Source organism: Streptomyces sp. NPDC021019 (assembly GCF_044333295.1).
Classification (GTDB): Bacteria; Actinomycetota; Actinomycetes; order Streptomycetales; family Streptomycetaceae; genus Streptomyces.
This window is the reverse complement of record NZ_JBIRQR010000009.1, coordinates 188,620-214,685: the sequence shown is the minus strand read 5'-3', so window position 1 is coordinate 214,685 and position 26,066 is coordinate 188,620. Positions and strand designations below refer to the sequence as shown.

At 72.4% G+C, this 26,066-nt stretch carries 23 protein-coding genes and 1 pseudogene; 10 read left to right on the top strand and 14 right to left on the bottom strand.

All coding sequences use genetic code 11. The features are described from left to right. Positions 1 to 35 precede the first annotated feature (35 nt). The 4 genes from hpt to dacB all read right to left on the bottom strand — a co-directional run bounded on the left by hpt (position 36) and on the right by dacB (position 4,701). Complete coding sequence (gene hpt / locus ACH4RG_RS33740) at positions 36 to 575, bottom strand: hypoxanthine phosphoribosyltransferase (protein WP_032752963.1); 540 nt, start codon at positions 573 to 575, stop codon at positions 36 to 38. Between the two features lie 97 nt (positions 576 to 672). After that, the gene (tilS, locus tag ACH4RG_RS33735) at positions 673 to 1,785 is read right to left on the bottom strand and encodes a tRNA lysidine(34) synthetase TilS (protein ID WP_397925142.1); all 1,113 of its coding nucleotides are present in this window, start codon (positions 1,783 to 1,785) and stop codon (positions 673 to 675) included. A 187-nt stretch (positions 1,786 to 1,972) separates the two neighbouring features. Next, the gene (locus tag ACH4RG_RS33730; protein ID WP_397925140.1) at positions 1,973 to 3,109 is read right to left on the bottom strand and encodes a zinc-dependent metalloprotease; all 1,137 of its coding nucleotides are present in this window, start codon (positions 3,107 to 3,109) and stop codon (positions 1,973 to 1,975) included. Positions 3,110 to 3,219: 110 nt separating this feature from the next. Beyond that, positions 3,220 to 4,701, bottom strand: coding sequence for a D-alanyl-D-alanine carboxypeptidase/D-alanyl-D-alanine-endopeptidase (gene dacB, locus ACH4RG_RS33725; protein WP_397931304.1), 1,482 nt, complete (start codon positions 4,699 to 4,701; stop codon positions 3,220 to 3,222). A gap of 113 nt (positions 4,702 to 4,814) precedes the next feature. Between dacB and ACH4RG_RS33720 the strand changes: the two genes are divergently transcribed. Both ACH4RG_RS33720 and ACH4RG_RS33715 read left to right on the top strand, forming a co-directional pair. Further along, the gene (locus tag ACH4RG_RS33720; RefSeq protein WP_018959738.1) at positions 4,815 to 5,309 is read left to right on the top strand and encodes an inorganic diphosphatase; all 495 of its coding nucleotides are present in this window, start codon (positions 4,815 to 4,817) and stop codon (positions 5,307 to 5,309) included. A gap of 189 nt (positions 5,310 to 5,498) precedes the next feature. Further along, on the top strand, positions 5,499 to 7,202 hold the full coding sequence (locus ACH4RG_RS33715) for a threonine/serine exporter ThrE family protein (RefSeq protein WP_397925136.1): 1,704 nt from the start codon (positions 5,499 to 5,501) through the stop codon (positions 7,200 to 7,202). A 146-nt stretch (positions 7,203 to 7,348) separates the two neighbouring features. Here ACH4RG_RS33715 and ACH4RG_RS33710 read toward each other — a convergent pair whose 3' ends face one another. Beyond that, entirely contained in the window at positions 7,349 to 8,074 is a 726-nt protein-coding gene (locus tag ACH4RG_RS33710; RefSeq protein WP_397925135.1) for a DedA family protein, read from the bottom strand. A 150-nt stretch (positions 8,075 to 8,224) separates the two neighbouring features. Here ACH4RG_RS33710 and ACH4RG_RS33705 point away from each other — a divergent pair, with 150 nt between their 5' ends. The 4 genes and pseudogenes from ACH4RG_RS33705 to ACH4RG_RS33690 all read left to right on the top strand — a co-directional run bounded on the left by ACH4RG_RS33705 (position 8,225) and on the right by ACH4RG_RS33690 (position 11,315). After that, positions 8,225 to 8,590, top strand: a complete 366-nt coding sequence (locus tag ACH4RG_RS33705; RefSeq protein WP_012380348.1) for a YbjQ family protein — start codon at positions 8,225 to 8,227, stop codon at positions 8,588 to 8,590. Positions 8,591 to 8,610: 20 nt separating this feature from the next. After that, positions 8,611 to 9,068 (top strand): annotated as a pseudogene (locus ACH4RG_RS33700) (ion channel protein); the annotation flags it as partial. A 135-nt stretch (positions 9,069 to 9,203) separates the two neighbouring features. After that, positions 9,204 to 9,827: an NAD(P)H:quinone oxidoreductase gene (wrbA, locus tag ACH4RG_RS33695; protein WP_397925133.1), complete on the top strand. Its 624-nt coding sequence runs from the start codon at positions 9,204 to 9,206 to the stop codon at positions 9,825 to 9,827. Positions 9,828 to 9,887: 60 nt separating this feature from the next. After that, positions 9,888 to 11,315: a glutamate decarboxylase gene (locus tag ACH4RG_RS33690; protein ID WP_397931301.1), complete on the top strand. Its 1,428-nt coding sequence runs from the start codon at positions 9,888 to 9,890 to the stop codon at positions 11,313 to 11,315. 6 nt (positions 11,316 to 11,321) lie between these two features. On the opposite strand, the gene ACH4RG_RS33685 is transcribed toward ACH4RG_RS33690, so the two are convergent. The 4 genes from ACH4RG_RS33685 to ACH4RG_RS33670 form a co-directional block, all read right to left on the bottom strand. Then, positions 11,322 to 12,149 carry an ABC transporter permease gene (locus ACH4RG_RS33685; RefSeq protein WP_397931298.1) on the bottom strand — a complete coding sequence of 276 codons (828 nt, stop codon included), beginning with the start codon at positions 12,147 to 12,149 and terminating at the stop codon, positions 11,322 to 11,324. Continuing rightward, positions 12,146 to 13,129: an ATP-binding cassette domain-containing protein gene (locus tag ACH4RG_RS33680; protein WP_397925128.1), complete on the bottom strand. Its 984-nt coding sequence runs from the start codon at positions 13,127 to 13,129 to the stop codon at positions 12,146 to 12,148. The genes ACH4RG_RS33685 and ACH4RG_RS33680 overlap by 4 nt, the downstream gene beginning before the upstream one ends. 77 nt (positions 13,130 to 13,206) lie before the next feature. Then, positions 13,207 to 13,848, bottom strand: coding sequence for a PadR family transcriptional regulator (locus ACH4RG_RS33675; protein ID WP_397925126.1), 642 nt, complete (start codon positions 13,846 to 13,848; stop codon positions 13,207 to 13,209). 24 nt (positions 13,849 to 13,872) lie between these two features. After that, entirely contained in the window at positions 13,873 to 15,195 is a 1,323-nt protein-coding gene (locus ACH4RG_RS33670; protein WP_397931295.1) for an MFS transporter, read from the bottom strand. A 64-nt stretch (positions 15,196 to 15,259) separates the two neighbouring features. Between ACH4RG_RS33670 and ACH4RG_RS33665 the strand changes: the two genes are divergently transcribed. After that, a complete protein-coding gene (locus ACH4RG_RS33665; RefSeq protein WP_397925240.1) occupies positions 15,260 to 16,261 on the top strand; it encodes a GlxA family transcriptional regulator in 1,002 nt (333 codons plus the stop codon). 58 nt (positions 16,262 to 16,319) lie between these two features. Here the strand turns inward: ACH4RG_RS33665 and ACH4RG_RS33660 are convergent, their stop codons facing one another. Next, entirely contained in the window at positions 16,320 to 17,777 is a 1,458-nt protein-coding gene (locus ACH4RG_RS33660) for an aldehyde dehydrogenase family protein (protein ID WP_397925122.1), read from the bottom strand. 58 nt (positions 17,778 to 17,835) lie between these two features. Continuing rightward, positions 17,836 to 18,699: a helix-turn-helix domain-containing protein gene (locus tag ACH4RG_RS33655; RefSeq protein ID WP_397925120.1), complete on the bottom strand. Its 864-nt coding sequence runs from the start codon at positions 18,697 to 18,699 to the stop codon at positions 17,836 to 17,838. A gap of 357 nt (positions 18,700 to 19,056) precedes the next feature. Here ACH4RG_RS33655 and ACH4RG_RS33650 point away from each other — a divergent pair, with 357 nt between their 5' ends. Beyond that, a complete protein-coding gene (locus ACH4RG_RS33650; RefSeq protein ID WP_397925118.1) occupies positions 19,057 to 19,563 on the top strand; it encodes an ATP-binding protein in 507 nt (168 codons plus the stop codon). Positions 19,564 to 19,600: 37 nt separating this feature from the next. On the opposite strand, the gene ACH4RG_RS33645 is transcribed toward ACH4RG_RS33650, so the two are convergent. Continuing rightward, positions 19,601 to 19,843 carry a DUF397 domain-containing protein gene (locus ACH4RG_RS33645; RefSeq protein WP_032789017.1) on the bottom strand — a complete coding sequence of 81 codons (243 nt, stop codon included), beginning with the start codon at positions 19,841 to 19,843 and terminating at the stop codon, positions 19,601 to 19,603. Positions 19,844 to 20,098: 255 nt separating this feature from the next. Here ACH4RG_RS33645 and ACH4RG_RS33640 point away from each other — a divergent pair, with 255 nt between their 5' ends. Then, positions 20,099 to 20,617 carry a hypothetical protein gene (locus ACH4RG_RS33640; protein WP_397931292.1) on the top strand — a complete coding sequence of 173 codons (519 nt, stop codon included), beginning with the start codon at positions 20,099 to 20,101 and terminating at the stop codon, positions 20,615 to 20,617. A gap of 32 nt (positions 20,618 to 20,649) precedes the next feature. Here the strand turns inward: ACH4RG_RS33640 and ACH4RG_RS33635 are convergent, their stop codons facing one another. Next, on the bottom strand, positions 20,650 to 22,776 hold the full coding sequence (locus ACH4RG_RS33635; RefSeq protein WP_397931289.1) for an FUSC family protein: 2,127 nt from the start codon (positions 22,774 to 22,776) through the stop codon (positions 20,650 to 20,652). 38 nt (positions 22,777 to 22,814) lie between these two features. Then, positions 22,815 to 23,987, bottom strand: a complete 1,173-nt coding sequence (locus ACH4RG_RS33630; RefSeq protein ID WP_398540705.1) for a DUF2786 domain-containing protein — start codon at positions 23,985 to 23,987, stop codon at positions 22,815 to 22,817. Positions 23,988 to 24,191: 204 nt separating this feature from the next. Here ACH4RG_RS33630 and ACH4RG_RS33625 point away from each other — a divergent pair, with 204 nt between their 5' ends. Next, positions 24,192 to 25,868 (top strand): bifunctional 3'-5' exonuclease/DNA polymerase, encoded by a 1,677-nt coding sequence (locus ACH4RG_RS33625; protein ID WP_398162425.1) that lies wholly within the window; start codon positions 24,192 to 24,194, stop codon positions 25,866 to 25,868. Positions 25,869 to 26,066: the final 198 nt, after the last annotated feature.

Genomic DNA, 26,066 nt, shown 5'->3' with positions numbered 1-26,066 from the left:
AGGGCGGCGAGGGTTCCCCAGCGGGTCGGCCGGGGTCAGCCGCCGTAGACGTGCGGGGCGAGCGTGCCGACGAAGGGCAGGTTGCGGTACTTCTCCGCGTAGTCCAGCCCGTAGCCGACGACGAACTCGTTGGGGATGTCGAAACCGATCCACTTCACATCGATCGCGACCTTTGCGGCATCCGGCTTGCGCAGCAGGGTGCAGACCTCCAGCGAGGCCGGTTCCCGGGAGCCCAGGTTGGACAGCAGCCAGGACAGCGTCAGACCGGAGTCGATGATGTCCTCGACGATCAGGACGTGCTTGCCCTTGATGTCGGTGTCGAGGTCCTTGAGGATCCGGACGACGCCGGAGGACTGGGTGCCGGCCCCGTACGAGGAGACGGCCATCCAGTCCATCGTGACGGGGGTGGACAGCGCGCGCGCCAGGTCCGCCATGACCATCACCGCGCCCTTGAGGACGCCGACGATCAGCAGGTCCTTGCCCGCGTACTCCGCGTCGATCTCCGCGGCCAGCTCGACGAGCTTCGCGTCGATCTCTTCCTTGGTGAGGAGCACCGACTGAAGGTCGGTGCCCATGTCCTTCTCGTTCACCCACGTCTCTTTCTCTGCCTGCCGGCCCGGGAAAGCGCCCGGGCCGGGCCGGCTGTTCGCCTGCACTTCAGCCGCTCGCGCGTCAGCTCTGCCGAATGACCAGTCTGCCACCCTGCCGCATCGCCTCGACGCGGCCGGGCAGGTTGATGGCCCGCTGGCCGCGCCAGCCGGTGATCAGGCGGTCGACTTCTTCGAGGTGCCGGGCGAAGAGGGAGCCGGCGGGCGCCCCGGCCTCGATCAGCGCGCGGCGCAGCACCCGGCGGCGTACCGCGGGCGGCAGGACGTAGAGCTTGACGCACTCCAGGCGGCCGGTCTCGTCGCGTACGGACAGCTCGGCCTCGGCGGCCCAGGTGTCCAGGGCGTCGGCGTCGTCGCGGGAGAGCTGGGCGGTGCGGGCGAGGGCTTCGACGACGCCTTTGCCGAGCGCCTTCTCCAGCGCGGGCAGGCCTTCGTGGCGGAGCCGGGAGCGGGTGTAGGCGGGGTCGATGTTGTGCGGGTCGTCCCAGACGGGCAGGGACTGGACCATGCAGGCCTTGCGGACGGCCTGCCGGTCGAGCTGGAGGAAGGGGCGGCGGTAGCGGCCGGCGGGCCCGGAGGCGGCGGCCATGCCGGAGAGTGAGCGGATGCCGGAGCCGCGGGCGAGGCCGAGGAGGACCGTCTCGGCCTGGTCGTCGCGGGTGTGGCCGAGCAGGACGGCGGCGGCGCCGTGGCGTTCGGCGGCGGCGTCCAGCGCGGCGTAGCGGGCGTCGCGGGCGGCGGCCTCGGGGCCGCCCTCGCGTCCGACGTGCACGGCGACGGCCTCGACGGGGTCGAGGTCCATGGCGGTGAGCCGGGTGACGACCTCGGCGGCGCGGAGGCCGGACCCGGGCTGGAGGTTGTGGTCGACCGTGATGCCGCCGGCCCGGACGGCGAGTTTGCGGGCCTCGAACGCGAGGGCGGAGGCGAGCGCCATGGAGTCGGCGCCGCCGGAGCAGGCGACGAGGACGAGCGGGGTGTCGGGCCGGTCGGGGAGTGCTGTGCGGGGGGTGCCCGCGGCGCCGGCTTCGGCATAGCGGGAGCGGGCGGCGTGCGCGGGGCGCCTCGCCGCGTCGGCGGGCCGGTCGTGGTCGGCGTGCCGGTGGAATTCGGTGAGTACGTCGTGGAGTACGCGGCGGACCGCCAGGCGTATCGCCGCGACCGCAGGATGGGGACCCATGTCCGGTGCCCTTCGTGGAGATTCGGGAGGAGCGTCGAGCGCCGGAACGCGTGAGTCCCGTCACTCAGAGTGCGTCGATGGTGACAGAGGCAAGCTGTTCATCGAGCATTGCACGCCTTCCCATGCCCCTATGGTCCCTCGGATGGGTGATTGGAGGTCCAATTTGGGTCCGCAGGCTGCCTGATGGTCAGGATTCGGCCTTACGGTGCACCCGCGCCACCCAGTCGGCGGGCTTGGCGATCTCGGCCTTGGTCGGGAGGGTGTTCGGTGAGGTCCAGACGCGGTTGAAGCCGTCCATGCCGACCTCTTCGACGACCGATCGTACGAACTTCTCGCCGTCCTTGTACTGCCGGAGTTTGGCGTCGAGACCGAGGAGCTTGCGCAGGGCCTGGTCGAGGCGGCCGGCGCCCTGGGCGCGGCGCTGCTGGAACTTCTCGCGGATCTCGGAGACGGAGCCCACGACCTCGGGGCCCACGCCGTCCATCACGAAGTCCGCGTGCCCTTCGAGGAGGGACATGACGGCGGTGAGGCGGCCGAGCACTTCACGCTGGGCGGGGGTCTGGACGATGTCGACGAGGCTCCGGCCGTGGCTCTCGCCCTGTTCGCCCTCGGGGCGTCCGGCGCCGGAGAGGGACTGGGCGGCCTCGCGGAGGCGTTCCAGGAAGGTCATCGGGTCGACGTCGGTCTCGTCGAGGAACGTCTGGATCTCGCCCTGAAGGTGGTCGCGGAGCCAGGGCACGCCGGTGAACTGGGTGCGGTGGGTCTCCTCGTGGAGGGCGACCCAGAGCCGGAAGTCGTGCGGGTCGACGTCCAGCTCGCGTTCGACGTGGACGATGTTGGGGGCGACGAGGAGCAGCCGGCCGCCGCCGTCGGCGGAGGCGGGCAGGTCCCTGGTGGCCGGGGCGAACGTCTCGTACTGGCCGAGGACCCGGGAGGCGAGGAACGAGAGCAGCATGCCCAGCTCGACGCCGGTGACCTTGCCGCCGACCATGCCGACGACGGCGCCGCCGGGGCCGCCGGAGCGGCGGCTCTCCATCTTGGCGAGCAGAGGGCGCAGCAGTTCGCGGAAGCCGGCGACGTTGGCCTTGATCCAGCCGGCCCGGTCGACGACGAGGACGGGGGTGTCCTCGGGTTCGGTCCCCTCGGGGATCATCCGGGTGAAGAGCCGGACGTGTTCCTCCGAGGCCTGGGCATGCCGCCGCAGCTCCGCGACGACGGCGCGGGCCTCCTCGCGGCTGATGTCGGGGCCGGGCCGGACCAGTCGGGTCGCGGTCGCCACCGCGAGATTCCAGTCGACCATCTGGGCACCACCGATGCTCGTCATGCGTCAACCGTACGTGAGCCCGTCGCCCGGTGGTGGGGTCTTCGGGGCGTCCTGCCGGTCGGGCCGGGCTCGCGGGGTCCGGTGCCGCACCGCTCCTCGGGTGCTGCGGCCTACTCGGCCGCCGGGCGGGCGAGTGCGGTGGCCAGGGCGTCGAGGGCGGGTTCGGCCTCGGTCGCGGAGCGGCTGCCGGAGGCGAGGAAGGCGAAGGCGAGCAGACGGCCCCGGGGGTCGACGACGGTTCCGGCGAGGGAGTTGACGCCGCTGAGAGTGCCGGTCTTGGCGCGGATCAGGCCGGTGCCCTCGGAGCCGTCCCCGTAGCGGCCGCCGAGGGTGCCGCTGAATCCGGCGATCGGAAGGCCGGTGAGGACCGGGCGCAGTCCGGGGCGCTCGGGGTCGGCGGCGCGGGCGAGGAGGGCGGTGAGGAGGGCGGGGGTGACCCGGTCGTCGCGGTCGAGTCCGCTGCCGTCGGCGAGGTGGGCCCCGGTCACCGGGACTCCCAGCTTCCTCAGTTCGTTGGTGACGGCTCGGCGTGCTCCGGCGAAGTCGGCGCTCTCGCCCTTGGCGATGGCGGTCTGCCGGGCGAGTGCCTCGGCGATGTCGTTGTCGCTGTTGGTGAGAGTGCGCTCGACGAGTGCGGCGAGCGGGGCCGAGTGGTGGGTGGCGACGGTGCGTGCCCCGTCGGCGGGGCGGGCCTCGCGGGGGGCGCCGGTGACCTCGACGCCGGCCTTCGCCAGCTGTGCGGCGAAGGCGCGTGCGGCGTCGCCGGCGGGGTCGTCGGTGCGCTTGGCGGGGCCGCGGTCCGTGTCGTTCAGGCGGCCCTCGTTGACCATGAGGGCGGTGACGGGGGCGATGTTCTCGTTGGGGCTGATCGGGTGGAGCACGGGTCCGGTGTAGCGGGAGATGTCGTACGTGAGGCGCACCGGGCCCGCTGGGTCCTCGGCCTCGCCCCCGCCGTCCCCACCGCCCTCGCGGAGGGCCTTCGCGGCGTCGGCGGCCATCGAGCGCAGGGCCGCCTCGCTCAGCGTGGGGTCGCCGCCGCCGATGAGGGTGAGGGTGCGGGCGTCGCGCGAGAGCGCGGCGGTGGTGGCGATGCGGTGGTCGGGTCCCAGGACGGAGAGCGCGGCGGTGGTGGTGGCGATCTTGATGGTGGAGGCCGGGGTCATCGGGGCGGTGGCGCCGGTTCCGTACAGCTGCTCGCCGGTGGCGGTGTCGATGACGGACGCGGTGACCCTGTCGCCGAGTTCGGGCGCGCCGATGAGCGGGGCGAGGGTGTCGCGGAGCGCGGTGGCGTCCCTCGGGGCGTCGTGGGTGGTGGTGCCGAGGGCCGGGAGGACGGCCGGGGCGCTGGGGGCCGGGCGGGGGCCGTCGGGTGTCGGGCGGCCGTGATGTGCGCCACCTGTTCGGTCCGCGGTGACTGCCAGTGCCCGCTCGGCCTTACGCTGACCGTTGTCCCAGGGGCCGGCGGCGAGGACGGCGCCGGCGGCGACGACCAGGCCGAGCGTTGCGGAGCCTGCGATGACCTGCCAGGTGTACGACCCGTTGTGTCTGTTCTTCAGGACCTTCAGCCTGCCCCACGGGTCCGACGGGCGCATCGACGGTCTTTCCACCGGCTCGGCCACCGTTGACCAGCCCCTTTCGCGAGCACTCTTCTGCGTGGGGGACACTTAATCACCAGTCGTATGTGTTGATCATGGAGGAGCCACCCGTGGAGTTCGACGTCACCATCGAGATCCCGAAGGGTTCGCGGAACAAGTACGAGGTGGACCACGAGACCGGTCGGATCCGCCTGGACCGTCGACTCTTCACCTCGACCAGCTACCCGGCCGACTACGGCTTCGTCGAGAACACCCTCGGCGAGGACGGCGACCCGCTGGACGCGCTGGTCATTCTGGACGAGCCGACCTTCCCCGGTTGCCTCATCAAGTGCCGCGCCATCGGCATGTTCCGGATGACCGACGAGGCGGGCGGCGACGACAAGCTGCTCTGCGTCCCGGCGTCCGACCCGCGGGTGGAGCACCTGCGCGACATCCACCACGTGTCGGAGTTCGACCGCCTGGAGATCCAGCACTTCTTCGAGGTCTACAAGGACCTGGAGCCGGGCAAGTCCGTCGAGGGCGCCGACTGGGTCGGCCGTACCGAGGCGGAGGCCGAGATCGAGGCCTCGTACAAGCGTCTTGAGGCCCAGGGCGGCGCGCACTGACGTCCCTCTTCCGGTTCCGTTTGCGAGCCGGACGGCCGTCCCGGAACGGGCGGTACACCTTCACGGGTGTACCGCCCGTTTCGCTGTCCGCACTTCCGCGCGTGCGGGGCCCATGCCGGTGGCCATACTGGGCAGACGTGCGACGGGACAGACACCCAGGGATGTGCGGTCGAGGAGGAACGAGGTCGAGTGGTGGCGGAATCGGGCGGTCCTGAGGACCAGAAGCCCCAGTCCGACGAGGCGCGGAGCGCTTTCGCCCCGCCCGCGGGGACGAGTCATCCGGCGTCGCCGCCCGAGGAGGACCATCCGACGTCGGAGTTCGCGCTGCCGACCGGTGTGCACCAGGAACAGGGCGGTCCGGCCGGTTCGGGCGGCGGCTCCGGGAGCGGTACGAACTCCGACACGCTGAGTTCCGCTTTCACCCCGCCGAGCACGTACAAGGCCCAGCAGTCGCCGCCCGCGTTCACCCCGGCGCAGGGCATTCCGATGGTCAGGCTGACCAAGGAGGCGCCCTGGCAGGACCGGATGCGCACGATGCTGCGGATGCCGGTGACCGAGCGCCCGGCCGCCGAGTCCATCCAGCGCACGGACGACGACACGGGGCCCGCGGTGCCGCGCGTGCTCGACCTGACGCTGCGTATCGGGGAGCTGCTGCTGGCGGGCGGCGAGGGTGCCGAGGACGTCGAGGCGGCGATGTTCGCGGTGACCCGGTCCTACGGTCTCGACCGCAGCGAGCCGACGGTCACGTTCACGCTGCTGTCCATCTCGCACCAGCCGTCGCTGGTCGACGACCCGGTGACGGCGAGCCGTACGGTACGCCGCCGGGGCACCGACTACACCCGTCTGGCGGCCGTGTTCCGGCTGGTCGACGACATCACCAGCACGGACACCGAGATCTCGCTGGAGGAGGCCTACCGACGGCTCGCGGAGATCCGCCGTAACCGCCACCCGTATCCGGGCTGGGTGCTGACGGCGGCCGCCGGGCTGCTGGCCGGTTCGGCCTCCGTGCTGGTCGGCGGCGGGTTCCTGGTGTTCGTCGTGGCGGCGGCGGGCGCGATGCTCGGCGACCGTCTCGCGTGGCTGTGCGCCGGGCGCGGGCTGCCGGAGTTCTACCAGTTCACGGTGGCCGCGATGCCGCCCGCCGCGATGGGGGTGGCACTGACGCTGACCCATTCGACGGACATCCGGCCGTCCGCGGTGATCACCGGTGGGCTGTTCGCGCTGCTGCCGGGGCGGGCGCTGGTGGCGGGGGTGCAGGACGGGCTCACCGGCTACTACATCACCGCGTCGGCCCGCCTGCTGGAGGTCATGTACTTCTTCATCGGGATCGTCGCGGGCGTGCTGATCATCCTGTACCTGGGGGTGCAGCTGGGGGCCCAGCTCAACCCCGAGGCCGAGTTCATTCCCAACGACCGTCCGGCGCTTCAGATCCTGGTGTCGATGACGCTGAGCCTGGCCTTCGCGGTGCTGCTCCAGCAGGAGCGCTCCACCGTGCTGGCGGTCACCCTCAACGGGGGCGTGGCCTGGATCGTCTTCGGGGCCATGGCCCGGACCGGAGGCATCTCGCCGGTCGCGGCGACGGCGGTGGCCGCCGGTCTGGTGGGGCTGTTCGGCCAGTTGTTCTCGCGCTACCGGTTCACTTCCTCGCTGCCGTACATCACGGCGGCCATCGGGCCGCTGCTGCCCGGTTCGGCGACGTACTTCGGTCTGCTGGGCGTGGCGCAGAACGAGGTGAACCGGGGCCTGACCTCGCTGTCGACGGCGGTCGCGACGGCGCTGGCCATCGCGATCGGGGTGAACCTCGGAAGTGAGATCTCGCGGCTGTTCATGGGGGTGCCGGGCGCGGTCGGCGGGGCGAGCCGACGGGCGGCGAAGCGGACCCGGGGGTTCTGAGCGCGCGGACGCGCCCGGCCCGTGCGGCCCCCGACGCGGCCGCGCCACCCCTACCGCGCGGCCGTGTCCGTGCCCGTACGACGAAGGCGCCCCTCCCCGGACCTGCGGGGAGGGGCGCCTTCGGTGCGTGCGTACGCGGCGCGGGGTCAGCGCTTGGCGTGCCGACCGCGCTGGCCGGTGGAGGGGCCGTTGCCGCTCGCCGGGGGGAGGCCGGAGCCGTCGCCCGCCCGTGCCTCGGCCGCGGCCGCCTTCTTGCCCTGGCTGCGGGCCCGCAGCACCTCGACCACGATCGGCACCACGGAGATGAGCACGATCAGGATGAGGATCATCTCGATGTGCTCGTGCACGAAGTCGATCTTGCCGAGCATCGCGCCGAGCACGGTGACGCCGACGCCCCAGAGGATCGCGCCGACGATGTTGTACGTGATGAAGGAGCGGTAGTTCATCCGGCTGACGCCCGCGATGATCGGCGTGAAGGTGCGCACGATGGGCACGAAGCGCGCCAGGACCAGGGACTTCGGGCCGTGTTTCTCGAAGAACTCGTGGGCCTTCTCCACGTTCTCCTGCTTGAAGAGGCGGGAGTCGGGGCGCTTGAAGAGGGCGGGGCCGACCTTGCGGCCGAAGAGATAGCCCACCTGGTCGCCGACGATCGCGGCGACGGCGACCAGCGTGCAGACGAGCCAGAGCGGATACTTCAGCTGGCCCGTGGTCACCAGCAGCCCCGTGGTGAACAGCAGCGAGTCGCCGGGCAGGAAGAACCCGATCAGGAGGCCGGACTCGGCGAAGACGATGAGGAGCAGGCCGGGGAGCCCGAACGTGTTGAGCAGATAGTCCGGGTCCAGCCAGCTCGGTCCGAGCGCAAGCGTATTCAAGGGTCCGGGCTCCAGGATGGTGTGCGATGGCGGCTCTGTGGCTGCCCCAAGCTATCAACGCCCGACCGGTGCCCTTGGTTCCAGTGGCGCACAGCGGGAATACCCATCGTGCCGAGCGGCCCGAAGCTGATCACAGGAGGTGCCACAAACATGGGCATTGAGGAATTCGGCGGCGGTCAGGCCGCCCAGGCGGACGTACTGGTCGTCACCACGAACGACGTACCCGGATATCAGGTGACGCAGGTCATCGGCGAGGTCTTCGGACTGACCGTGCGGTCGCGCCATCTCGGCAGCCAGATCGGCGCCGGGCTGAAGTCGATGATCGGCGGCGAGCTGAAAGGGCTGACCAAGACGCTGGTCGAGACGCGCAACCAGGCGATGGAACGGCTCGTGGAGCAGGCCAGGGCCCGGGGCGCGAACGCGGTCCTGATGATGCGCTTCGACGTCACGGAGGCGGCGGACGTCGGCACGGAGGTCTGCGCGTACGGGACGGCGGCGGTGATCAGCAAGGTGTGACGGGTCCGGAGCGCGGGTGCGGGCCGGGCGCGGACCGGCTGTCCGCCCCGCTCGCGGCCGGTACGGCGCGGGGCGCTGCCCCTGTCGTTGATCACGCACCCCGGCATCGAGCCGTCCCTCCCGGCGTACGCGGGACCGCGCCGGGACGATCTGCTCTCCGCCCTGGCGATCGCTCAGCGGGCGCGTTCCTCGGCCTGCTCGCGGTGTACGCCTTCCCGGTGGCCCGCCGGGGAGGCGTTCACGGCACTGCGGCGCCCGGTGGCCGCCTGACGCTGGGCGGTCTGGTGCCCCGGGGCTGCCCGGCACGCCGGGCGGCCGCCTCGCCCCCTCCCAGGGGCTCGACGAGGTGATGGCGCTCGCCGGGGCCCCGGACGGCTGGTCGGCCGGGGAGTGCGCGGGGACGGCGGTGGTGAGGACGGCCCCCCTCGTGAGCGCGGCGGCCTGCGGCCTCCGGGGCGGCCGGATCTTCCCGGCGGTCTTGCGTCGAAGAGGCGGGGCCCGGGTCACGGAGAAGGCCCCGTCCGACGCGCCGGACGCGGGGAACCTCCGTATCGTCTGCTTCGTGAACTTTTGAGCCATCTTGTATCGATCCTGCTTCGACGGAGGTCCTCGCATGCCCACACCCGTCAACGTCGCCGTCGTCTACTACTCCTCCACCGGCACCGTCGCCGCGATCGCGAAGGCCATCGCCGGGGACGCGGAGCGGGCCGGGGCGCAGGTGCGGCTGCGCCGGGCGGCCGAGCTCGCCCCGCAGGCCGCCATCGACTCCAACCCGGCGTGGGCCGAGAACGTGCGGGCGACCACGGACGTCCCCGAGGTCTCGCAGGACGACATGGCGTGGGCGGACGCGGTGATCTTCGGTTCGCCGACCCGGTACGGGAACGTCACCGCCCAGCTGAAGCAGTTCATCGACACGCTCGGCGGGATGTGGCAGGCGGGGCAGCTCGCCGACAAGGTCTACAGCGGCTTCACCTCCAGCTCCACCACCCACGGCGGCCAGGAGTCCACGCTGCTCGCGCTCTACAACACGATCCACCACTTCGGCGGCATCCTCGTCGCCCCCGGGTACACCGACCCCTCGAAGTTCGTGGACGGCAACCCGTACGGCACCTCCCACGTCTCCGGGCAGGGCGACATCCCGGTCGGCGAGCAGACCCTGACCGCCGCCCGGGTGCAGGCCGAGCGGGTCGTGAAGTTCACCCGGGCGATCAAGGCGGGCCTGGCCGCCGAGAGCTGACCCCGTGCCGAGAGCCGACCCCGCGCCCCGACCGCCACGGCCGAGAGAAGGGCCTCCACCATGCCGCTCCACCGCGGTGCCCACCCGGAACGGGACGAGCCCTCCGAGGAGCGGCGCAGGCTCGCCCTGAACCCGTTCTTCGGCGAGGCCGACCCGACGGCCGCGATGAACACCGCGCCGCCCCGGCACCGGCTGCCCGACGGGCCGTTGCCGCCGTCGACGGCGTACCGGCTGGTCCACGACGAGCTGATGCTCGACGGCAACTCCCGGCTCAACCTGGCCACGTTCGTCACCACGTGGATGGAGCCGCAGGCCGGCGTCCTGATGGGTGAGTGCCGGGACAAGAACATGATCGACAAGGACGAGTACCCCCGCACCGCCGAGTTGGAGCGGCGCTGCGTGGCGATGCTCGCCGACCTGTGGAACGCGCCCGACGCGAGGGCGGCCGTGGGGTGTTCGACCACCGGGTCGAGCGAGGCGTGCATGCTCGCGGGGCTCGCCCTCAAGCGGCGCTGGGCGAAGCGGAACGCCGACCGCTATCCCGCGACGGCCCGGCCCAATCTGGTGATGGGCGTCAACGTGCAGGTCTGCTGGGAGAAGTTCTGCGATTTCTGGGAGGTGGAGGCCCGGCTCGTCCCGATGGAGGGCGAGCGGTTCCATCTCGCCCCGGGGGCCGCCGCCGAGCTGTGCGACGAGAACACCATCGGGGTCGTCTGCGTCCTCGGCTCCACCTTCGACGGGTCCTACGAGCCGATCGCCGAGCTGTGCGCGGCCCTGGACGCCCTCCAGGGGCGGACCGGCCTCGACGTCCCGGTCCATGTGGACGGGGCGTCCGGCGCGATGGTGGCGCCCTTCCTCGACCCGGACCTGGTGTGGGATTTCCGGCTGCCGAGGGTGGCGTCGATCAACACCTCGGGCCACAAGTACGGCCTCGTCTACCCGGGGGTCGGCTGGGCGCTGTGGCGGACGGCGGACGCGCTGCCCGAGGAGCTGGTCCTCCGGGTCAACTACCTCGGCGGCGACATGCCGACGTTCGCGCTGAACTTCTCCCGGCCCGGGGCGCAGGTGGTCGCGCAGTACTACACGTTCCTGCGCCTCGGGCACGAGGGCTACCGCGCGGTCCAGCAGGCCTCCCGGGACGTGGCGTGCGGGCTGGCCCGCGCGGTGGAGGAGCTGGGCGACTTCCGCCTCCTCACCCGGGGCGACGAGCTGCCGGTGTTCGCCTTCACGACCAACGCGGACGTCCACGCGTACGACGTGTTCGACGTGTCCCGCCGGCTGCGGGAGCGCGGCTGGCTGGTGCCCGCGTACGCCTTCCCCGCCAACCGGCAGGACCTCTCGGTGCTGCGGGTGGTGTGCCGCAACGGGTTCTCCTCGGACCTGGCCGCACTGCTGATCGAGGACCTGAAGCAACTGCTTCGCGAACTCCGGTCCCAGAAGCACCCGTTGAGCCATGACCGGGTGTCCGCGACGGCCTTCCACCACTGAACGCGGCTACCTGCCGAGGCGCGAGAACTTTGCCACCGCCAGCGGGAAGAACACGGCGATGATGGCCACCGGGCAGAGCACGGCCAGCAGTTGGGCGTGCTCGGCCGCCCAGGATCCGGTCGCGCCGCCCGGGTTGCCGAACAACTCCCGTACGGCGGTGGCCGTGGCGGACATCGGGTTCCACTCGACCACCGTGCCCAGCCAGCCCGGCATCGACTTGGGGGTGGCGAAGACGTTGGAGAGGAAGCCGACCGGCCAGATGAGGATCTGGACCGCCGCGACCATCTCCGGCCGCCCCGCCACCATGGCCAGCAGGATGCCGACCCAGAGCATCGCGAACCGCAGCAGGAGCAGCAGCCCGAACGCCGCGAGCGCGGCGGCGGCCCCGTGGTGCCAGCGCCAGCCGACGGCGTAACCGACCCCGGTCATCACCGCGAGCGCGGCCGTCGACTGGAGCATGTCCGCGGCGCTGCGGCCGACCAGGACGGCGCCGGGGACCATCGGCATCGAGCGGAAGCGGTCGATGACGCCCTTGCCGAGGTCCTGGGTGACCGCGAGCATCGTGCTCTCCAGGCCGAAGGCCATGGTCAGCGCGAGCATTCCGGGGACCAGGAACTCCGTGGGGTCGCCGTCCACGCCCCGGCCGCCGCCGACCAGATAGGTGAACATCAGCAGCAGCATCACCGGGAAGACCAGGTTGACCAGGACCGCGACGGGCTGGCGGGCCCAGTGCGCCAGTTCGCGGCGGGTCATCGTCCAGGAGTCGGCCAGCGCCCAGCCGAGCCGGGAGCTCACCCCTCCCGGTCCTGGCGCCGTCGTCGTCGCCGCGCTCATGCCGCCACCTCCGCCTTCTCGGTCTTCTCCGCCTTCTCGTCACGCCGTTCGCCTGCGGGCTGTCCGGTCAGTGACAGGAACACCTCGTCCAGGGTGGGGCGGCGCACCGCGATGTCCTCCGCCTCGATACCCGCCTCCTCCAGCACCCGCACCGTCCGGGCCAGGGCCGCCATCCGGTCCGGGGCGGGCGCGCCGATGCGCCGCCGGTCGGCGTCCAGCACCAGGTCCGCGCCGCCGAGCAGGGCGCCCGCCTCCACCAGCCGGGACGCGTCGCGCAGGACGATGTCGATCCGGTCGCCGCCGACGAGGGCCTTCAGCTCGTCGGGGGTGCCCTCGGCGACCGCCCGGCCGCCGTCGATCAGCGAGATCCGGTCGGCCAGTTGGTCCGCCTCCTCCAGATACTGCGTGGTCAGCAGCACCGTGGTGCCGCCGCCGACCAGGGACCGCACCGCGTCCCACACCTCGGCCCGGCCGCGCGGGTCGAGTCCGGTCGTCGGCTCGTCCAGGAACAACACGTCCGGGTCGGTGATGAGCGACGCGGCCAGGTCGAGGCGCCTGCGCATGCCGCCGCTGTACTGCATGACGGCCTTGCGCCCGGTGTCCGCGAGGCCGAACCGCTCCAGCAGCTCGTCCGCCCGGCTGCCCGCCCGGCGTGCGCCCAGGTGGTACAGCCGTCCGAACATCTCCAGGTTCTGCCGTCCGCCGAGCTGCTCGTCCACCGCCGCGTGCTGGCCGAGCAGCCCGATCCTGCGCCGCACCTCGCCCGCCCGTTCGGTGACGTCGAGGCCGGCCACGGTCACCCGGCCCGCGTCGTGGCGCAGCAGCGTGGACATGATCCGTACGGCGGTGGTCTTGCCCGCCCCGTTGGGGCCGAGCACTCCGTGCACGGTGCCGCTGCCGACGGCCAGGTCCAGTCCGCCCAGGGCGCTCTTCTCCCCGTACCGCTTGTGCACACCGTCCATGACGATCGCTTCGGTCACGTTTCCCGCACCCTTCTGTAGTCAAATTTGACTAGGGGGTCGAAGGTAAACCCGGATTCCTCATTCGTCAAACTTGATTAGTCGTGGTCCCCGGGGTGGGGAACCCCGGTGGCGTAGGGGTTGTCCTCGTCATCGGCGAGCAGACCGACGAACGGGTCGCCCTCCCCGGCGAAGGTGTAGGCGCCGCCCTCGATGCGGGCGATCAGGCCCCGGGTCCACTCCGCGCCGGTGTCGGCCGAGTGCACCCAGAGGTTCATGATCTCGCCGATGTGGCCGAGGGATTCGGGGCCCTCCTCGGGGGTGTAGTACTCGGTGACCGACCTGCGCCACTCCTCGATGCCCTCGATCCGCTCCTTGAGCAGCGCGACCGCCTCCGCCCGGGGCAGGTCGACGATGAAACCGATGGCCGCCGAGAGGACGTCCATGTTCTGGTCGTAGGAGCGGATGGCGTCACGCAGCAGTCGGCGGCACTCCGCCAGCCCCTCGTCCGTGAGCTCGTACTCGGTGCGCGGCGGGCCGCCCGCGGTGGACGGGGCCGTCTCGTGCGCGAGGAGCAGTCCCTGCTTCGCCATCTGCTTCAGGGCGTGGTAGATCGACCCGGGCTTGGCGTTGGACCACTCGTGCGCGCCCCAGTACTCCAGGTCGTTGCGGACCTGATAGCCGTGTGCGCGGCCGTGCATACGGACGGCGCCGAGGACCAGCAGTCGGATCGCGGACATGACACCCAACACCCATCTTCCTATTCAACTTTGACTAGGGTAGCCCGCCCGCTTGCGTTCGTCCGGTCGGTGTGCCCTCACGCGTACGGCCGGGGCCAGCAGCGCGGCCACGAGGCAGCAGGCCGCCAGCGCGGCCCACACCACGTCGTACGTGCCGAAGACGTCCCGTGCGGTGGCTCCGAGGAACGCCGAGGCGCCCGCCCCCAGCTGGTGGACTGCGTTCGTCCAGCCGAAGACCACGGGGCCGTCGTCCCCGTACACCCGGCGGGCCAGCTCGATGACGGGCGGCACGGTCGCGACGTCGACGAGTCCGTAGACCGCCACGAACAGGAGCATCGGGACCGTGACCGTCGAGGTGAACACCAGGGGCAGCACGAGCAGGGTGAGCGCGCGGACGGCGAAGCAGACGGTCAGCAGCCGGCGCGGGTCGAACCGGTCGGTCAGCCAGCCGGCCGTCAGCGCGCCGAGGGCGGAGAAGACCCCGACGAGGGACAGCAGCGAGGCCGCCGCCGTGGCCCGCATGCCGTGATCGTGCGCGGCGGGCGCCCAGTTGGACCACATGATGCCGTTGGTGGAGGCCCCGCAGAGGGCGAACATCCCGGCCAGCAACCAGAACGGGCCGGTGCGCGCCGCACGCAGCAAGACCCTCAGGGCCCGCCCGGCCGCTCCGGGAACCGGGGGCGGGCGGGGGACGAACTCCGTCGCCCCGTACGGCTTGACGCCCGCGTCCGCCGGGTGGTCGCGCAGCAGCGGGAACACCAGGGCGGCGACCGCCAGGGCCACCAGTGCCAGCGTCACCACCGGCGGACGCCAGCCGAAGCGGCCGACGGACCAGGCCAGCAGGGGCAGGAAGAGCAGCTGGCCCAGGTGGCTGGAGGAGCTGAGCGCACCGGTCACCAGGCCGCGCCGCCGGTCGAACCAGCGGGCGGTGAGCCCGGCGGCGAACGTCATGGTCAGGCAGCCGCTGCCGAGGCCGATCAGCACGCCCCAGTACGCGACCAGCTGCCACGGCCGCGTCATGACGCCGGTGAGCAGCGCCCCCGCCGAGACCAGCAGCAGCGCGCCCATGACCACGCGGCGGGCCCCGAAGCGGTCCATCAGCGCCGCCGCGAACGGGGCGGTGAGGCCGAACAGCACCATGTTCACCGAGGCGGCGAGCGCGATCTGCACGCGCTCCCAGGCGTACTCCTCGTGCAGGGGCGTCATCAGCAGGCCCGGCACGGTGGTGAACGCCCCGGCCGTGACGATGGCCGCGCCCGCGACGGCGGCCATCAGCCAGGCGCGGTGGATCCGGGAGGGCCGGCGGGAGGGCGGGGGGTACGGGGATACCGAGGTCGGAGGGGCCATGGCTCCAGCGTCGCGAGCGGGGCCCGCCCTCACGAGTGTCCAGATGGACCGGGTGCGCAAGGATATGGCCATGACGGTCTTCACCCACCCCGGGCGGCACCGCGTCGCCGTGCTCGCCCGCGAGGTCCTGCTCCCCATCGAGCTGGGCATCGTCCACCAGCTCTTCGGCCAGGCCAGACAGGGGGCCTCGGCGGACGGTGAGCCGCTGTACGAGGTCGCCACCTGCTCCCTGTCGCCCGGGGACGTGCGCACGGACGGCGACTTCACCGTGGCCGTCCCGCACGGCCCCGAGGCGCTGGCCGAGGCCGACACGGTGATCGTCCTGTCCTCGTACGAGGACTACGTCCAGGAGACGCCGGCACTCCCGGCCCCACTGGCGGAGGCCTTCGCGCTAATCCGGCCCGGCGTCCGGGTGGCCTCGATCTGCACCGGAGCCTTCGTGCTGGCCTCGGCCGGACTGCTCGACGGGCACCGGGCGACGACCCACTGGCGGTACACGGAGCTGTTCGCCCGGCTCTTCCCCCGGGTCGCGCTGGACCCGGACGTGCTCTACACCGACGGGGGGACCGTGCTGACCTCGGCGGGCTGCGCCTCGGGGATCGACCTGTGCCTGCACATGATCCGACGCGACCACGGGAGCGCCGTCGCGAACGACGTGGCCCGGCGCACGGTCGTGCCGCCCCACCGCGAGGGCGGGCAGGTCCAGTACATCCGCCGGCCGGTGCCCGGGCGGTCGGCTCCGGGGACCTCGGACGCCCGTGCGTGGGCGCTGCGCCGGCTCCAGGACCCGATCACGCTGGGGCAGCTGGCGGCCAGGGAGTCGATGAGCGTCCGGCACTTCACCCGGCGGTTCCGGGACGAGGTCGGCCTGACGCCCATGAACTGGCTGACCCGGCAACGTATCGAACTGGCCCGGGAGTTGCTGGAGGAGTCGGACGTGCCCGTCGAGCAGGTGGCCGCCCGCGCCGGGCTCGGCACCGCGGCCAACCTGCGCCACCACTTCCACGCGGCGCTCGGCGTCTCGCCGAGCTCCTACCGCACCACGTTCCGGGGGCCGGGGAACTGAGGGAGGCGGCAGCCTCCGTCAGTAAGCGGCAGCCCCCGTCAGAAGGCGGCAGCCCCCGTCAGAACGGGAAGACCGAGCGGCCGTGCTGGATCGACATCCACCGCTGGGTGGTGAACGCCTCGACCACCGCCTCGCCGTTCAGCCGGCCCACCCCGGACGTCTTCTCGCCGCCGAACGCGACCAGCGGATCGTCCTGCACCGTGGAGTCGTTGACGTGGAACATCCCGCTGGCGATCCGCTGCGCGAACTTCACCCCGCGCTCCGCGTCCCGGGTGTGCACCGCGCCGCTGAGCCCGTACGGGCTCTCGTTGACGATCCGCACGGCCTCCTCCTCGCCGTCGAACGTCATCAGCAGAGCCACCGGGCCGAGGATCTCCTGCCGAAGCAACGGGGAGCCCTCCGCGAGGTCGGTCAGGACGGTCGGGCCGACGACGTTGCCGACGGTCCGGCCGCGCACGAGCGCCGTCGCGCCGTCCGCGACCGCCCGGGCCACCAGGGCGTCCAGCGCGTCGGCCTGGAAGGCGTTGATGACGGGCCCGATCCGGGTCTCCGGGTCCCTCGGGTCCCCGGTCTTCAGGGCGGCCACCTCGGCGGTGAACCGTTCGGTGAACTCCGCCGCCACCGACCGGTCCACCAGGATCCGGTTGGCCGCCATGCTGACCTGCCCCTGGTGCAGGAAACGGCTGAAGACGGCCGCCCGGACCGCGTAGTCGACGTCGGCGTCCTCCAGCACCACCAGGGCGCTGTTCCCGCTCAGTTCGAGGATGGTTCGCTTGAAGGCGCCCGCCGCGGTGGCGGCGATGTGCCGGCCGACCCGGTCCGATCCGGTGAACGAGATCACCTTGGGCACGGGGTGCTCGATGAACGCGTCGCCGATCTCGGCGCTGTCGGTGATCACCACGTTGAGCAGCCCGGCCGGCAGCCCGGCGTCCTCGAAGATCCTCGCTATCAGACCGCCGCCCACGACGGGCGCGTTCTGATGGGGCTTCACGACGACCGCGTTGCCGAGCGCCAGGGCGGGGGCCACGGACTTCATCGTCACCAGGAAGGGGAAGTTGAAGGCGCTGATGACGCCCACGACGCCGACGGGCAGCCGGTAGAGCCGGTTCTCCCTGCCGTCCCCCACGGCGGGCAGCAGCCGCCCGGTGGGCCGCAGCGCCTGGCGGATCGCCTCGCGCAGGAACTCGGTCGCACCCCGGACCTCGTACTCAGCCCGCAGCCGGGTGCCGCCCAGTTCGTCGATGATCGCCTCGACGATCTCGTCCGCGCGCTCACCGGTGACGCGGAGCGCGCGTTCGAGGACGGCGCGGCGCTCGTAGGGATTGACGGCGGCCCATTCCCGCTGGGCGCGCTCGGCGGCCCGGTAGGCCCGGTCGACCTCCAGCGCGGTGGCCACGGTGACGGCGGCGAGTTTCTCACCGTTGTAGGGATTGAAATCGATGATGTCCCACGAGCCGCTACCGGTCAGCCACTCGCCGTCGATGTACTGGTGGGCCAGTTCATGGAAGAAGGACATGCAATCCCTTACTGCAGGCGTTCGCAGACTCCTGATGCGACGTCATCGTACTGAGAAATTACGCCAGTTGGAGTAGACCGCGCAGAAGATCCCGGCTGTCTTCCGGCGTGGGGCTGTCCTGGGCGAGACCCGCCATGGCCTTTTCGTACTGCGCGACTTCCTCGGGCTTGTCCAGATAGAGCGCGCTCGTCAGCTGCTCCAAATAGACAATGTCCGACAGATCGGATTCCGGGAAGCGCAGCATCGTGAACGATCCGCTCTCACCGGCATGACCGCCGTGACTGAAGGGCATGACTTGCAGCGTGATGTTCGACTGCTCCGACATATCGACCAGATGCCGCAATTGGGCGCGCATGACGTCGCGTTCGCCGTAAGGACGGCGCAGCGCCGCCTCGTCGAGAACGGCGTGGAACGTCGGGGCGCGCTCCGACACGAGGGCCTTCTGGCGCTCCAGCCGCAGGGCCACCCGGCGGTCGACCTCGGCGGGCGATGCTCCGCGCATTCCGCGCGAGACGACGGCGTGGGCATACGCCTCGGTCTGCAACAGCCCGTGCACGAACTGCACTTCATAGACACGGATGAGGGAGGCGGCGCCCTCCAGGCCGATGTACGTCTGGAACCAGCCGGGCAGCACGTCTCCGTAACTGTGCCACCAACCGGCCACGTTGGCCTCACGGGCCAGACCGAGGAGGGAGTCGCGCTCCGCCTCGTCCGCGACTCCGTAGAGCGTGAGCAGGTCCTCGACGTCCCTGGCCTTGAAGCTCACCCGTCCCAACTCCATGCGGCTGATCTTCGATTCGGAGGCCCGGATCGAGTAGCCGGCCGCCTCACGGGTGATTCCGCGCGACTCCCGCAGTCTCCTGAGCTGAGAGCCCAGGAGGATGCGCCGCACCACCGATCCACTCGACTCGCCTGCCGACACTGGCCCGACCCTCCCCATCGCTTCCCCTGGCATCCGGAGCCCCCCAACCCCGACTGCCGGATTCTGCCACCAAAACGCTTCAGCCCGTACTCATTCGATTACGGAAATGGGAAGACGTTTAGGAAGCACCCGAAACTGACCCCGGGAAGAAATACCCCGGAACCACCACGGTATCGGGCAGGTCCGGCGCGTGCACGTGCATCTGCCCTTGCATCTGCCCTGCGCATTCGGAACCATGGTCCTCGCGCACCTGCGTGCTCGTGTTGTGCCGCTGTACCCCCCGCAGTACCGCTACAGGCAGTGCCGCTACAGCCGCGAATCCCGGGAGTGCCTCGTATGGGGACGAATGGATCGACGATGCTCGAGCCGTTACGGCAGGGGCTTCCCCCCACCGACCCCTCAGGGGTTGCCGGATCGGCGTCCTGTGCTCTGCCCGCGCGTTACGAAGCGGTCGGCGGGGCACGGAAGTTCACCCGGTCGACGCTGGAGCGATGGGAGCTGGGCGACCGTTTCGACGACGTCGCCCTGGTGGTGTCCGAACTCGTCACCAACGCCCTGCGCCACGCGCTGCCCGGCGATCCGCCCCGGGAATTCCAGGACCCTCCGGTGCGACTGCATCTGATGCGCTGGACCTCGCGGCTGGTGTGCGCCGTGCGCGACCCCAGCCGGGAGAGCCCGGTGGCGGGCGAGGCGGCGGATTCGGCCGAATCCGGCCGCGGACTCTTCCTGGTGGAATGCGTCAGCGACAGCTGGGGCTGGCACCCCTCTCCCGTACAGCTCGGAGAGCTGCCTTCGGGCCCGCTGTACGGCAAGGTCGTCTGGGCCCTTTTCCGGCTTCAGGAGAACGCGCAGCCGGGTTCGTGACTACCCCGGTCCGGCCCGTCACGGGCCGGGCCGGGCGTCAGGCGCCGGCGGCGAGGTGGTCGAACTCGCCGTCCTTGACGCCGAGCAGCAGCGCCTCGATCTCCGCGGGCGTATAGACGAGGGCGGGCCCGTCGGGATGGCGGGAGTTCCGCATCGCCACATTCCCTCCGGGCAGCCGCGCGAACTCCACGCAGGATCCCTGGGAGTTGCTGTGCCTGCTCTTCTGCCAGACGACTCCGCGAAGCTCTGTGGCCGCCATGCCGTTGTACACGTCGTGCACAGGACGCTCCCCGAGTTGCAAGGTGCAAGTGTCAACTAGCTCGGATCATAGCTCTGTTCATTTGCCAATGCATGAGCAGATGCACGTGCACGCGGGGTGTTCCTTTGATTACAGGCCTTTCCGCCCCGGCCGCGCCCTCCGGGAAGAGAGACGAACGGCACGCCTAATTCGCTCCCGTTCACGGGAGTTGATCGCTGCGGACCTTGGTAACGTGGCGCGGTCTTTCGACCGGAGAACAGCAAGGGGGAACTCCACGTGATCAGGTCTCTACGCACCGGCGCCGTCGCGGTCGCCGCGCTGGCCGCCGCACTGACGCTGACCGCTTGCGGCGGCGACGGGGCGAGCAAGGATGCCGACGCGGACTCCGCGGCGAGCGCGACGCCCGGGAACGGCGACGGCAACGGCTCCGGGGAGTCCGCCGGCAGCGGCGCCGTGGACGTGGCGGCGCTGGAGGGCACCTGGGTGGGGCTGACGGACGCGAAGAACGTCACGGTGTCCATCAGCGCCCGCAAGGTCGCCCTGGTCGCCGATCAGTCCGTGTGCCAGGGCGATGTGAAGGACATGGGCGGCGAACCCATGCTGGCGCTGAAGTGCACCGGCGGCTCCACCGACCGCACGATGGGCGCGATCGACTCCGTGGACGGCACGAAGCTGGTCCTCTCGTGGGACGGCGGCGTCAAGGACACCCTCGCCAAGGCCGACCCGGGCAAGCTGCCGAGCGGCATGCCCTCGCTCCCCGGCCTCGGCGACCTGCCCGAGATCCCCACGCCGTGACATCCCCCGCGACCTGACGCCGGCCGGGCCGCTCAGCCCTCGGCCAGCGTGCTGCTGACCCGGGTGGAGCCGCCCCGCTCCTCCAGGGCCCGGGTGAACTCCTCCAGCGCGTCCAGGAGCAGCGCCGCGCCCCGGCGCACGACCGGGTCGCCGATCGGGGTCGTCCCGTCGTCCGTCGGGGTGGGCATGTCCCAGTGGGCCACCGCGTCCACCACCGGCTGCCAGTCGGGCAGCCGCCGCTCCCGTACCGCCTTGGCGCCCTTGTCGGTGGCCCGGCGCAACGCCTCGGCCAGCTGGGCGGCGCCCGGCACCGGGTCGGCCGACCGGGTCGGCAGATGGGCCTCCAGCACCATCGCGGACCGGCCGAGCTGGGCCAGCGCGTGCTGGGCGTCGGTCGCGGCGGCCCGGGAGATGCCCCGGTGGCGTACGGGTTCGTGCTGGGCGGTCGCCAGCGCCTCCTGCCACGCCACACGCGCCTCCCGGGTGGCGATCAGGGCCTCCCGGACGTCCTCGGCGTCCCGGGAGGCGGGGTCCGCGTACCGGTCGACGACCGTGGCCGCGTACCGTCCGTCCGCCACCAGCCACTCGGCCAGCCGGTCGCGCAGCCGCGGGGTCTCCCAGGCCGGGTAGACGGCGTACGAGATCATCGCCAGGAGTCCGCCGACGAGCGTCAGGACGATGCGCTCGGTGACGGTCTGGGACCAGTCGTCGCCGGCCAAGCCGAGCAGGAAGACGACGTACGCGGCGACGCAGACCTGGCCGACCGCGTAGCCGGTGCGCATCAGCAGGTACATCAGCCAGGCGCAGACCACCGCGAGGAGCGCGGAGAGCCGGGCGTCGGGACTGGTGGTCTGCACGACGGCGGTGGCGAGCCCGACGCCGACCAGGGTGCCGCCGAAGCGTCCCGCCGCGCGGGCGTACGTCTGCGAGAACTCCGGCCGCATCACCATGACGGCGGTCATCGGGGCCCAGTAGCCGTGGCCGAGCGGCACGGCCTCGCCGACGAAGTACCCGGAGACGGCGACCACCGCGACCCGGATGGCGTGACGCATGATCGGCGAGCCGTGGTGCAGCTCGCGGCGCATCGAGACCAGCACCACCGGGACCAGCTCCAGCAGCGTGGGCCGGCGCCGGGTGTCCGGGGCGAGGCCGGAGGGGACCCCGCTGTCGGTCCCCGTGCCCTCCGCGATCTCCAGGACGTCGTCGAGCAGGGCCGCGAGCCGGTCGGCGGCGCGGCGGGCGGGGCCGACGAGGATCACCTCGTTGTCGGGGGTCTTCAGGACGCCCAGATCCGTGGCGGAGAGATGGACGGGCTCGCCGTGCCGGACGGCCCGCGCGGCGGCGTCCAGGACCGATCCCGCCGCGCCCAGCAGCTCGTTCACCCAGAGTCGCTCGAGACCGTCGCCGGGCACCCCCATCGCCGGGTCCGCGAGCGAGGCGAGCACCGGGCGCAGCCGCTCGGCGACCCCCCGGGCCCCGTGCAGTTCGGCGGGGCGGCGGCGGGCCTCCCGCGGGGTGACGGCGGCGGCGCTGCGGGCGGTCATCAGGGGCAGCGGGTCGAAGGCGGCGACCGGGTCGAGCCGCAGGCGGCGGGCGTAGTCGGCCTCGGCGGCCAGGGCGTCGGCGAGCGCGTCGCGCTGGGCGCCCCATCTGCGGACCGGGAAGAGGACGATGAGGGCCGCCTGCACGACCCCGCCGACGGCGATCATCCCGGCGTGGGCTGCGGCGTCCACGACCGAGGTGGGCAGGGTGATCGTCACCAGCATGATCGCGACGTTGGACGCGGCGATGATGCCGCCCGTGGGGCCCGCCGCCCAGGCCAGTCCGGCGAGGAAGGTCCAGGCGCCGAGGAGGCACAGGAAGAGCACGACGTGCGCGCCGCTGACGTAGCCGACGAACGTCGACACGGCGAGGCTGGCACCGGAGACGAGGGCGAGGACGGGACGGGGCCGCCAACTGCGCTGGAAGGTGGCGAGGGCCGCCTGGAACGCGCCGAACGCCGAGCTCGCCGCGATCTCCGGCCCGAACAGCACCAGGCTGACCCCGACGACGAGGGCGAGACCGGCCGCACCGCGCAGGGCGATGAGGGGTTCCAGCCTCTGCCGCTCGATCTCCAGCCCCGAGCGGGCGGTCTCCTTAAGCGCCCGGAGCCAGCTCATGGGCCGAGCCTAGCCGCGTAATCCAGGACAAGCTCGACTTAGGACATGATTTCGCCATCGGGTCGGTGGGGCGCACCGCCCGTGTGGGCCCGGTCGGCGGCCTCGGTGCCGTGCGTCCAGCCGTCCAGGTCGGTGACGCCGCGGACCCGGGATGTCGTGGTCCTCGGGAACATCCGCCCGGCGGTTTCGGTGACCGCGACGTCCCGGGCGGCCAGCACCGGCAGCAGCTCGTCGGCCAGGACCGCGTCGGCGCCGTCCGCCGCCGCGGTGACGCGCTCCGCGCCGTCGGCGAGCCGGCGGCCGAGCCGCTGGGCGTACCCCATCAGGAACGCCTGCCGGAAGGTCTTGGTCCGCTTGCGTCCCCCGGCGCGCTGTCCGGCCTCCGCCCGGGTCATCGCGGCCGTCCCCTGGACCAGCAGGGAGGTGAACAGCAGCTCGACGGCCTCCAGGTCCGGCTCGAAGCCGACGACCGTGGTGAAGCCGAGATCGTCGTTCCACACGGCCCGGCAGCGGTTCGCGGAGGCGACGGCGTCGAGCAGGATCGCCTTGGCGCTCTCGTACGGGGGCTCCACCCCGATCCGGCAGGCGCCCGGCGTCTCGCGGCTGTGCGTCCGGGCGGCGAGGAGGGCCTCGTCGATGCTGTGCCGGGCCATCAGCTCCTGCGCCTTGGTGGTCAGCGCCTCGGCCTCCTCCGGGAAGCCGGTCGCCTCCGCCTTCGCCAGCAGCGCCCGGATCCGGGTGAGCATGCGGGGCTCGTCGGCGGCGGGCGGCCGGTGCAGGTGACCGGCGGCGGCGCCGGGCGCGGGGCCCACGGGCTCGATGGCGGGCAGCCGCAGCAGCAGCCGGTACAGCTCCAGCAGGTCACCCGCGTAACGGAACCGGTCGGGGCGGTTGCGCGGTACGGGGGCGGGCAGCTCGTCGAGCTGCTGCCGCCAGCGGGGCGGCAGCTCCGCGTACCGGGCGGTCTCGGCGGCGATCAGGGTCGCGGCCAGCGCCGCCCGCCGCTCGTCCAGCCCGTGGCGGACGAACCGGACCAGGTCGGCCGGGTGCCAGCCCCGGTCCCACGCCCGGCGCACGAACTCCTCGCCGCGCCGGTGCGCCTCCGCGTCGGCCTCCGGGGCGGCGGCGAGCAGGGAGGCCCCGGTGTCGAGGGCGGCGTCGCCCTCCGCGTAGAGGGCCGCCGCGCACGCCCGGTCGATCACCGATTCCATCCGGCCAAGGGTAGGCGTACGGCCCGCACGGCCGTACGCCTGACCCGGCAGGCGGCCGCCTCCGCCCCCGCCGCCCGCTGCCTGTTACGGCCCCCGCACGGCCCTGTTACGGAAGCAACGGAAGCGGGAGCCGTCCCGCCCCCCGGCGGCCCGGCGCGCCCCGCCTCCGGGGCACTGTCAGTGGCGGGTGCCAGACTCGCGCCCATGACCGAACGGTGGGCGGTGGCGGCTGCGGACGGGGGCGGGGCGCTGCTCGCGCCGCTGGCCCGGGACGGCACGCCCGCCGGGCCGGTCCTCGCCGAGCCCGACCTCGTCGCGGCGGTCCGCTCCCGGCCCGACGTGGTGCGCTGGGTGTGGCGGTCGACCGCCGGGATCTACCCCCGCCTGCTGGCCGCCGGGGTCCGGGTCGAGCGGTGCTACGACATCGAGTGCGCCGAGCTGCTGTTGCTCGGGCACGCCGGGCGGCTCGGCGAGCCGCGTTCCGCCGCCGCCGCGCTGGCCAGGCTGGACAACGCGCCGGTGCCGCCGGACCCGCCCGCCCGGTCCGCCGAGCCGGGCGCGCAGTCCTCCCTCTTCGAGCCGCCGTCGGGCCCCGGGGTGCCGTTCGAGGGGCTGCTGCGGGTCTACGCGGACCAGCTGCGCCGTCACGACGCGGCGGAGCACCCGGACCGGATGCGCCTGCTGACCGCGTCGGAGTCGGCGGGGATGCTCGTGGCCGCCGAGATGCGCCGGGCCGGGCTGCCCTGGCGCGCCGACGTCCACCGGGAGCTGCTGAACGGGCTGCTGGGCGAGCGGTACGCGGGCGGCGGCGAGCCCCGCAGGCTCGCCGAGCTGGCGGACGAGGTGTCGGCGGCGTTCGGGCGGCGGGTCCGCCCCGACCTGCCGGCCGATGTGGTGAAGGCGTTCGCGCGGGCGGGCATCCCGGTGAAGTCGACCCGGCGGTGGGAGCTGGAGGAGCTGGACCATCCGGCGGTCGAGCCGCTGATCGCGTACAAGAAGCTGTACCGGATCTGGACGGCGCACGGCTGGTCCTGGCTCCAGGACTGGGTGCGCGAGGGCCGCTTCCGCCCGGAGTACCAACCGGGCGGCACGGTCAGCGGCCGCTGGACGACGAACGGCGGCGGGGCCCTCCAGATCCCCAAGGTGATCCGGCAGGCCGTCGTCGCCGACGAGGGGTGGCGGCTCGTCGTCGCGGACGCCGACCAGATGGAGCCCCGGGTGCTGGCGGCGATCTCCCGCGACCCGGGCCTGATGGAGGTGGCCGGTCATGACGGCGACCTCTACAAGGCCCTGTCCGACCGGGCGTTCTCCGGCGACCGCGACCACGCCAAGCTGGCACTGCTCGGCGCGATCTACGGCCAGACGTCCGGGGACGGACTGAAGAACCTGGCCGCCCTGCGCCGCCGCTTCCCGCTCGCCGTCGCCTATGTCGACGACGCGGCGCGGGCGGGCGAGGAGGGGCGGGTGGTACGGACCTGGCTGGGCCGGACCAGCCCGCCGGTCGCGCCGGCGGGGCAGGACGAGGAGGCGGGCCTTCCCCAGGAGGGCCCCGAGGGCCACGGGGCCGCGCCGGACGGCGGTCCGGCGCGGGCCCGGGGGCGCTTCACCCGTAATTTCGTGGTGCAGGGCAGCGCGGCCGACTGGGCGCTGCTGCTGCTGGCCGCGCTCCGCCGGACGCTCCATGAGCAGGGGCTGCGGGCGCAGTTGGTGTTCTTCCAGCACGACGAGGTGATCGTGCACTGCCCGGCCGGGGAGAGCGCCGCCGTCGCGGAGGCGATCCGCGCGGCGGGCGAGCTGGCCGGGCGGACCGCCTTCGGTCGGACGCCGGTGCGGTTCCCCTTCACGACGGCGGTGGTGGAGCGGTATGCGGACGCCAATTGACGCCCCGTGGCGTGACCGGGGCGTGCCCCGCGTCGCGGACCCGGTCACGATACGCCGGACACCCCTGACCGGCGTCGGCGACGTCCCGCATGTCGCGCTGCACATGGAACGCTGCACATTGGTCTGCACGAGGGACCGGCCGACGCGGCGGGGGCGGGCAAAGGTTTCGGACGATCCGCGAAAAGCCCTCCGGGCCCG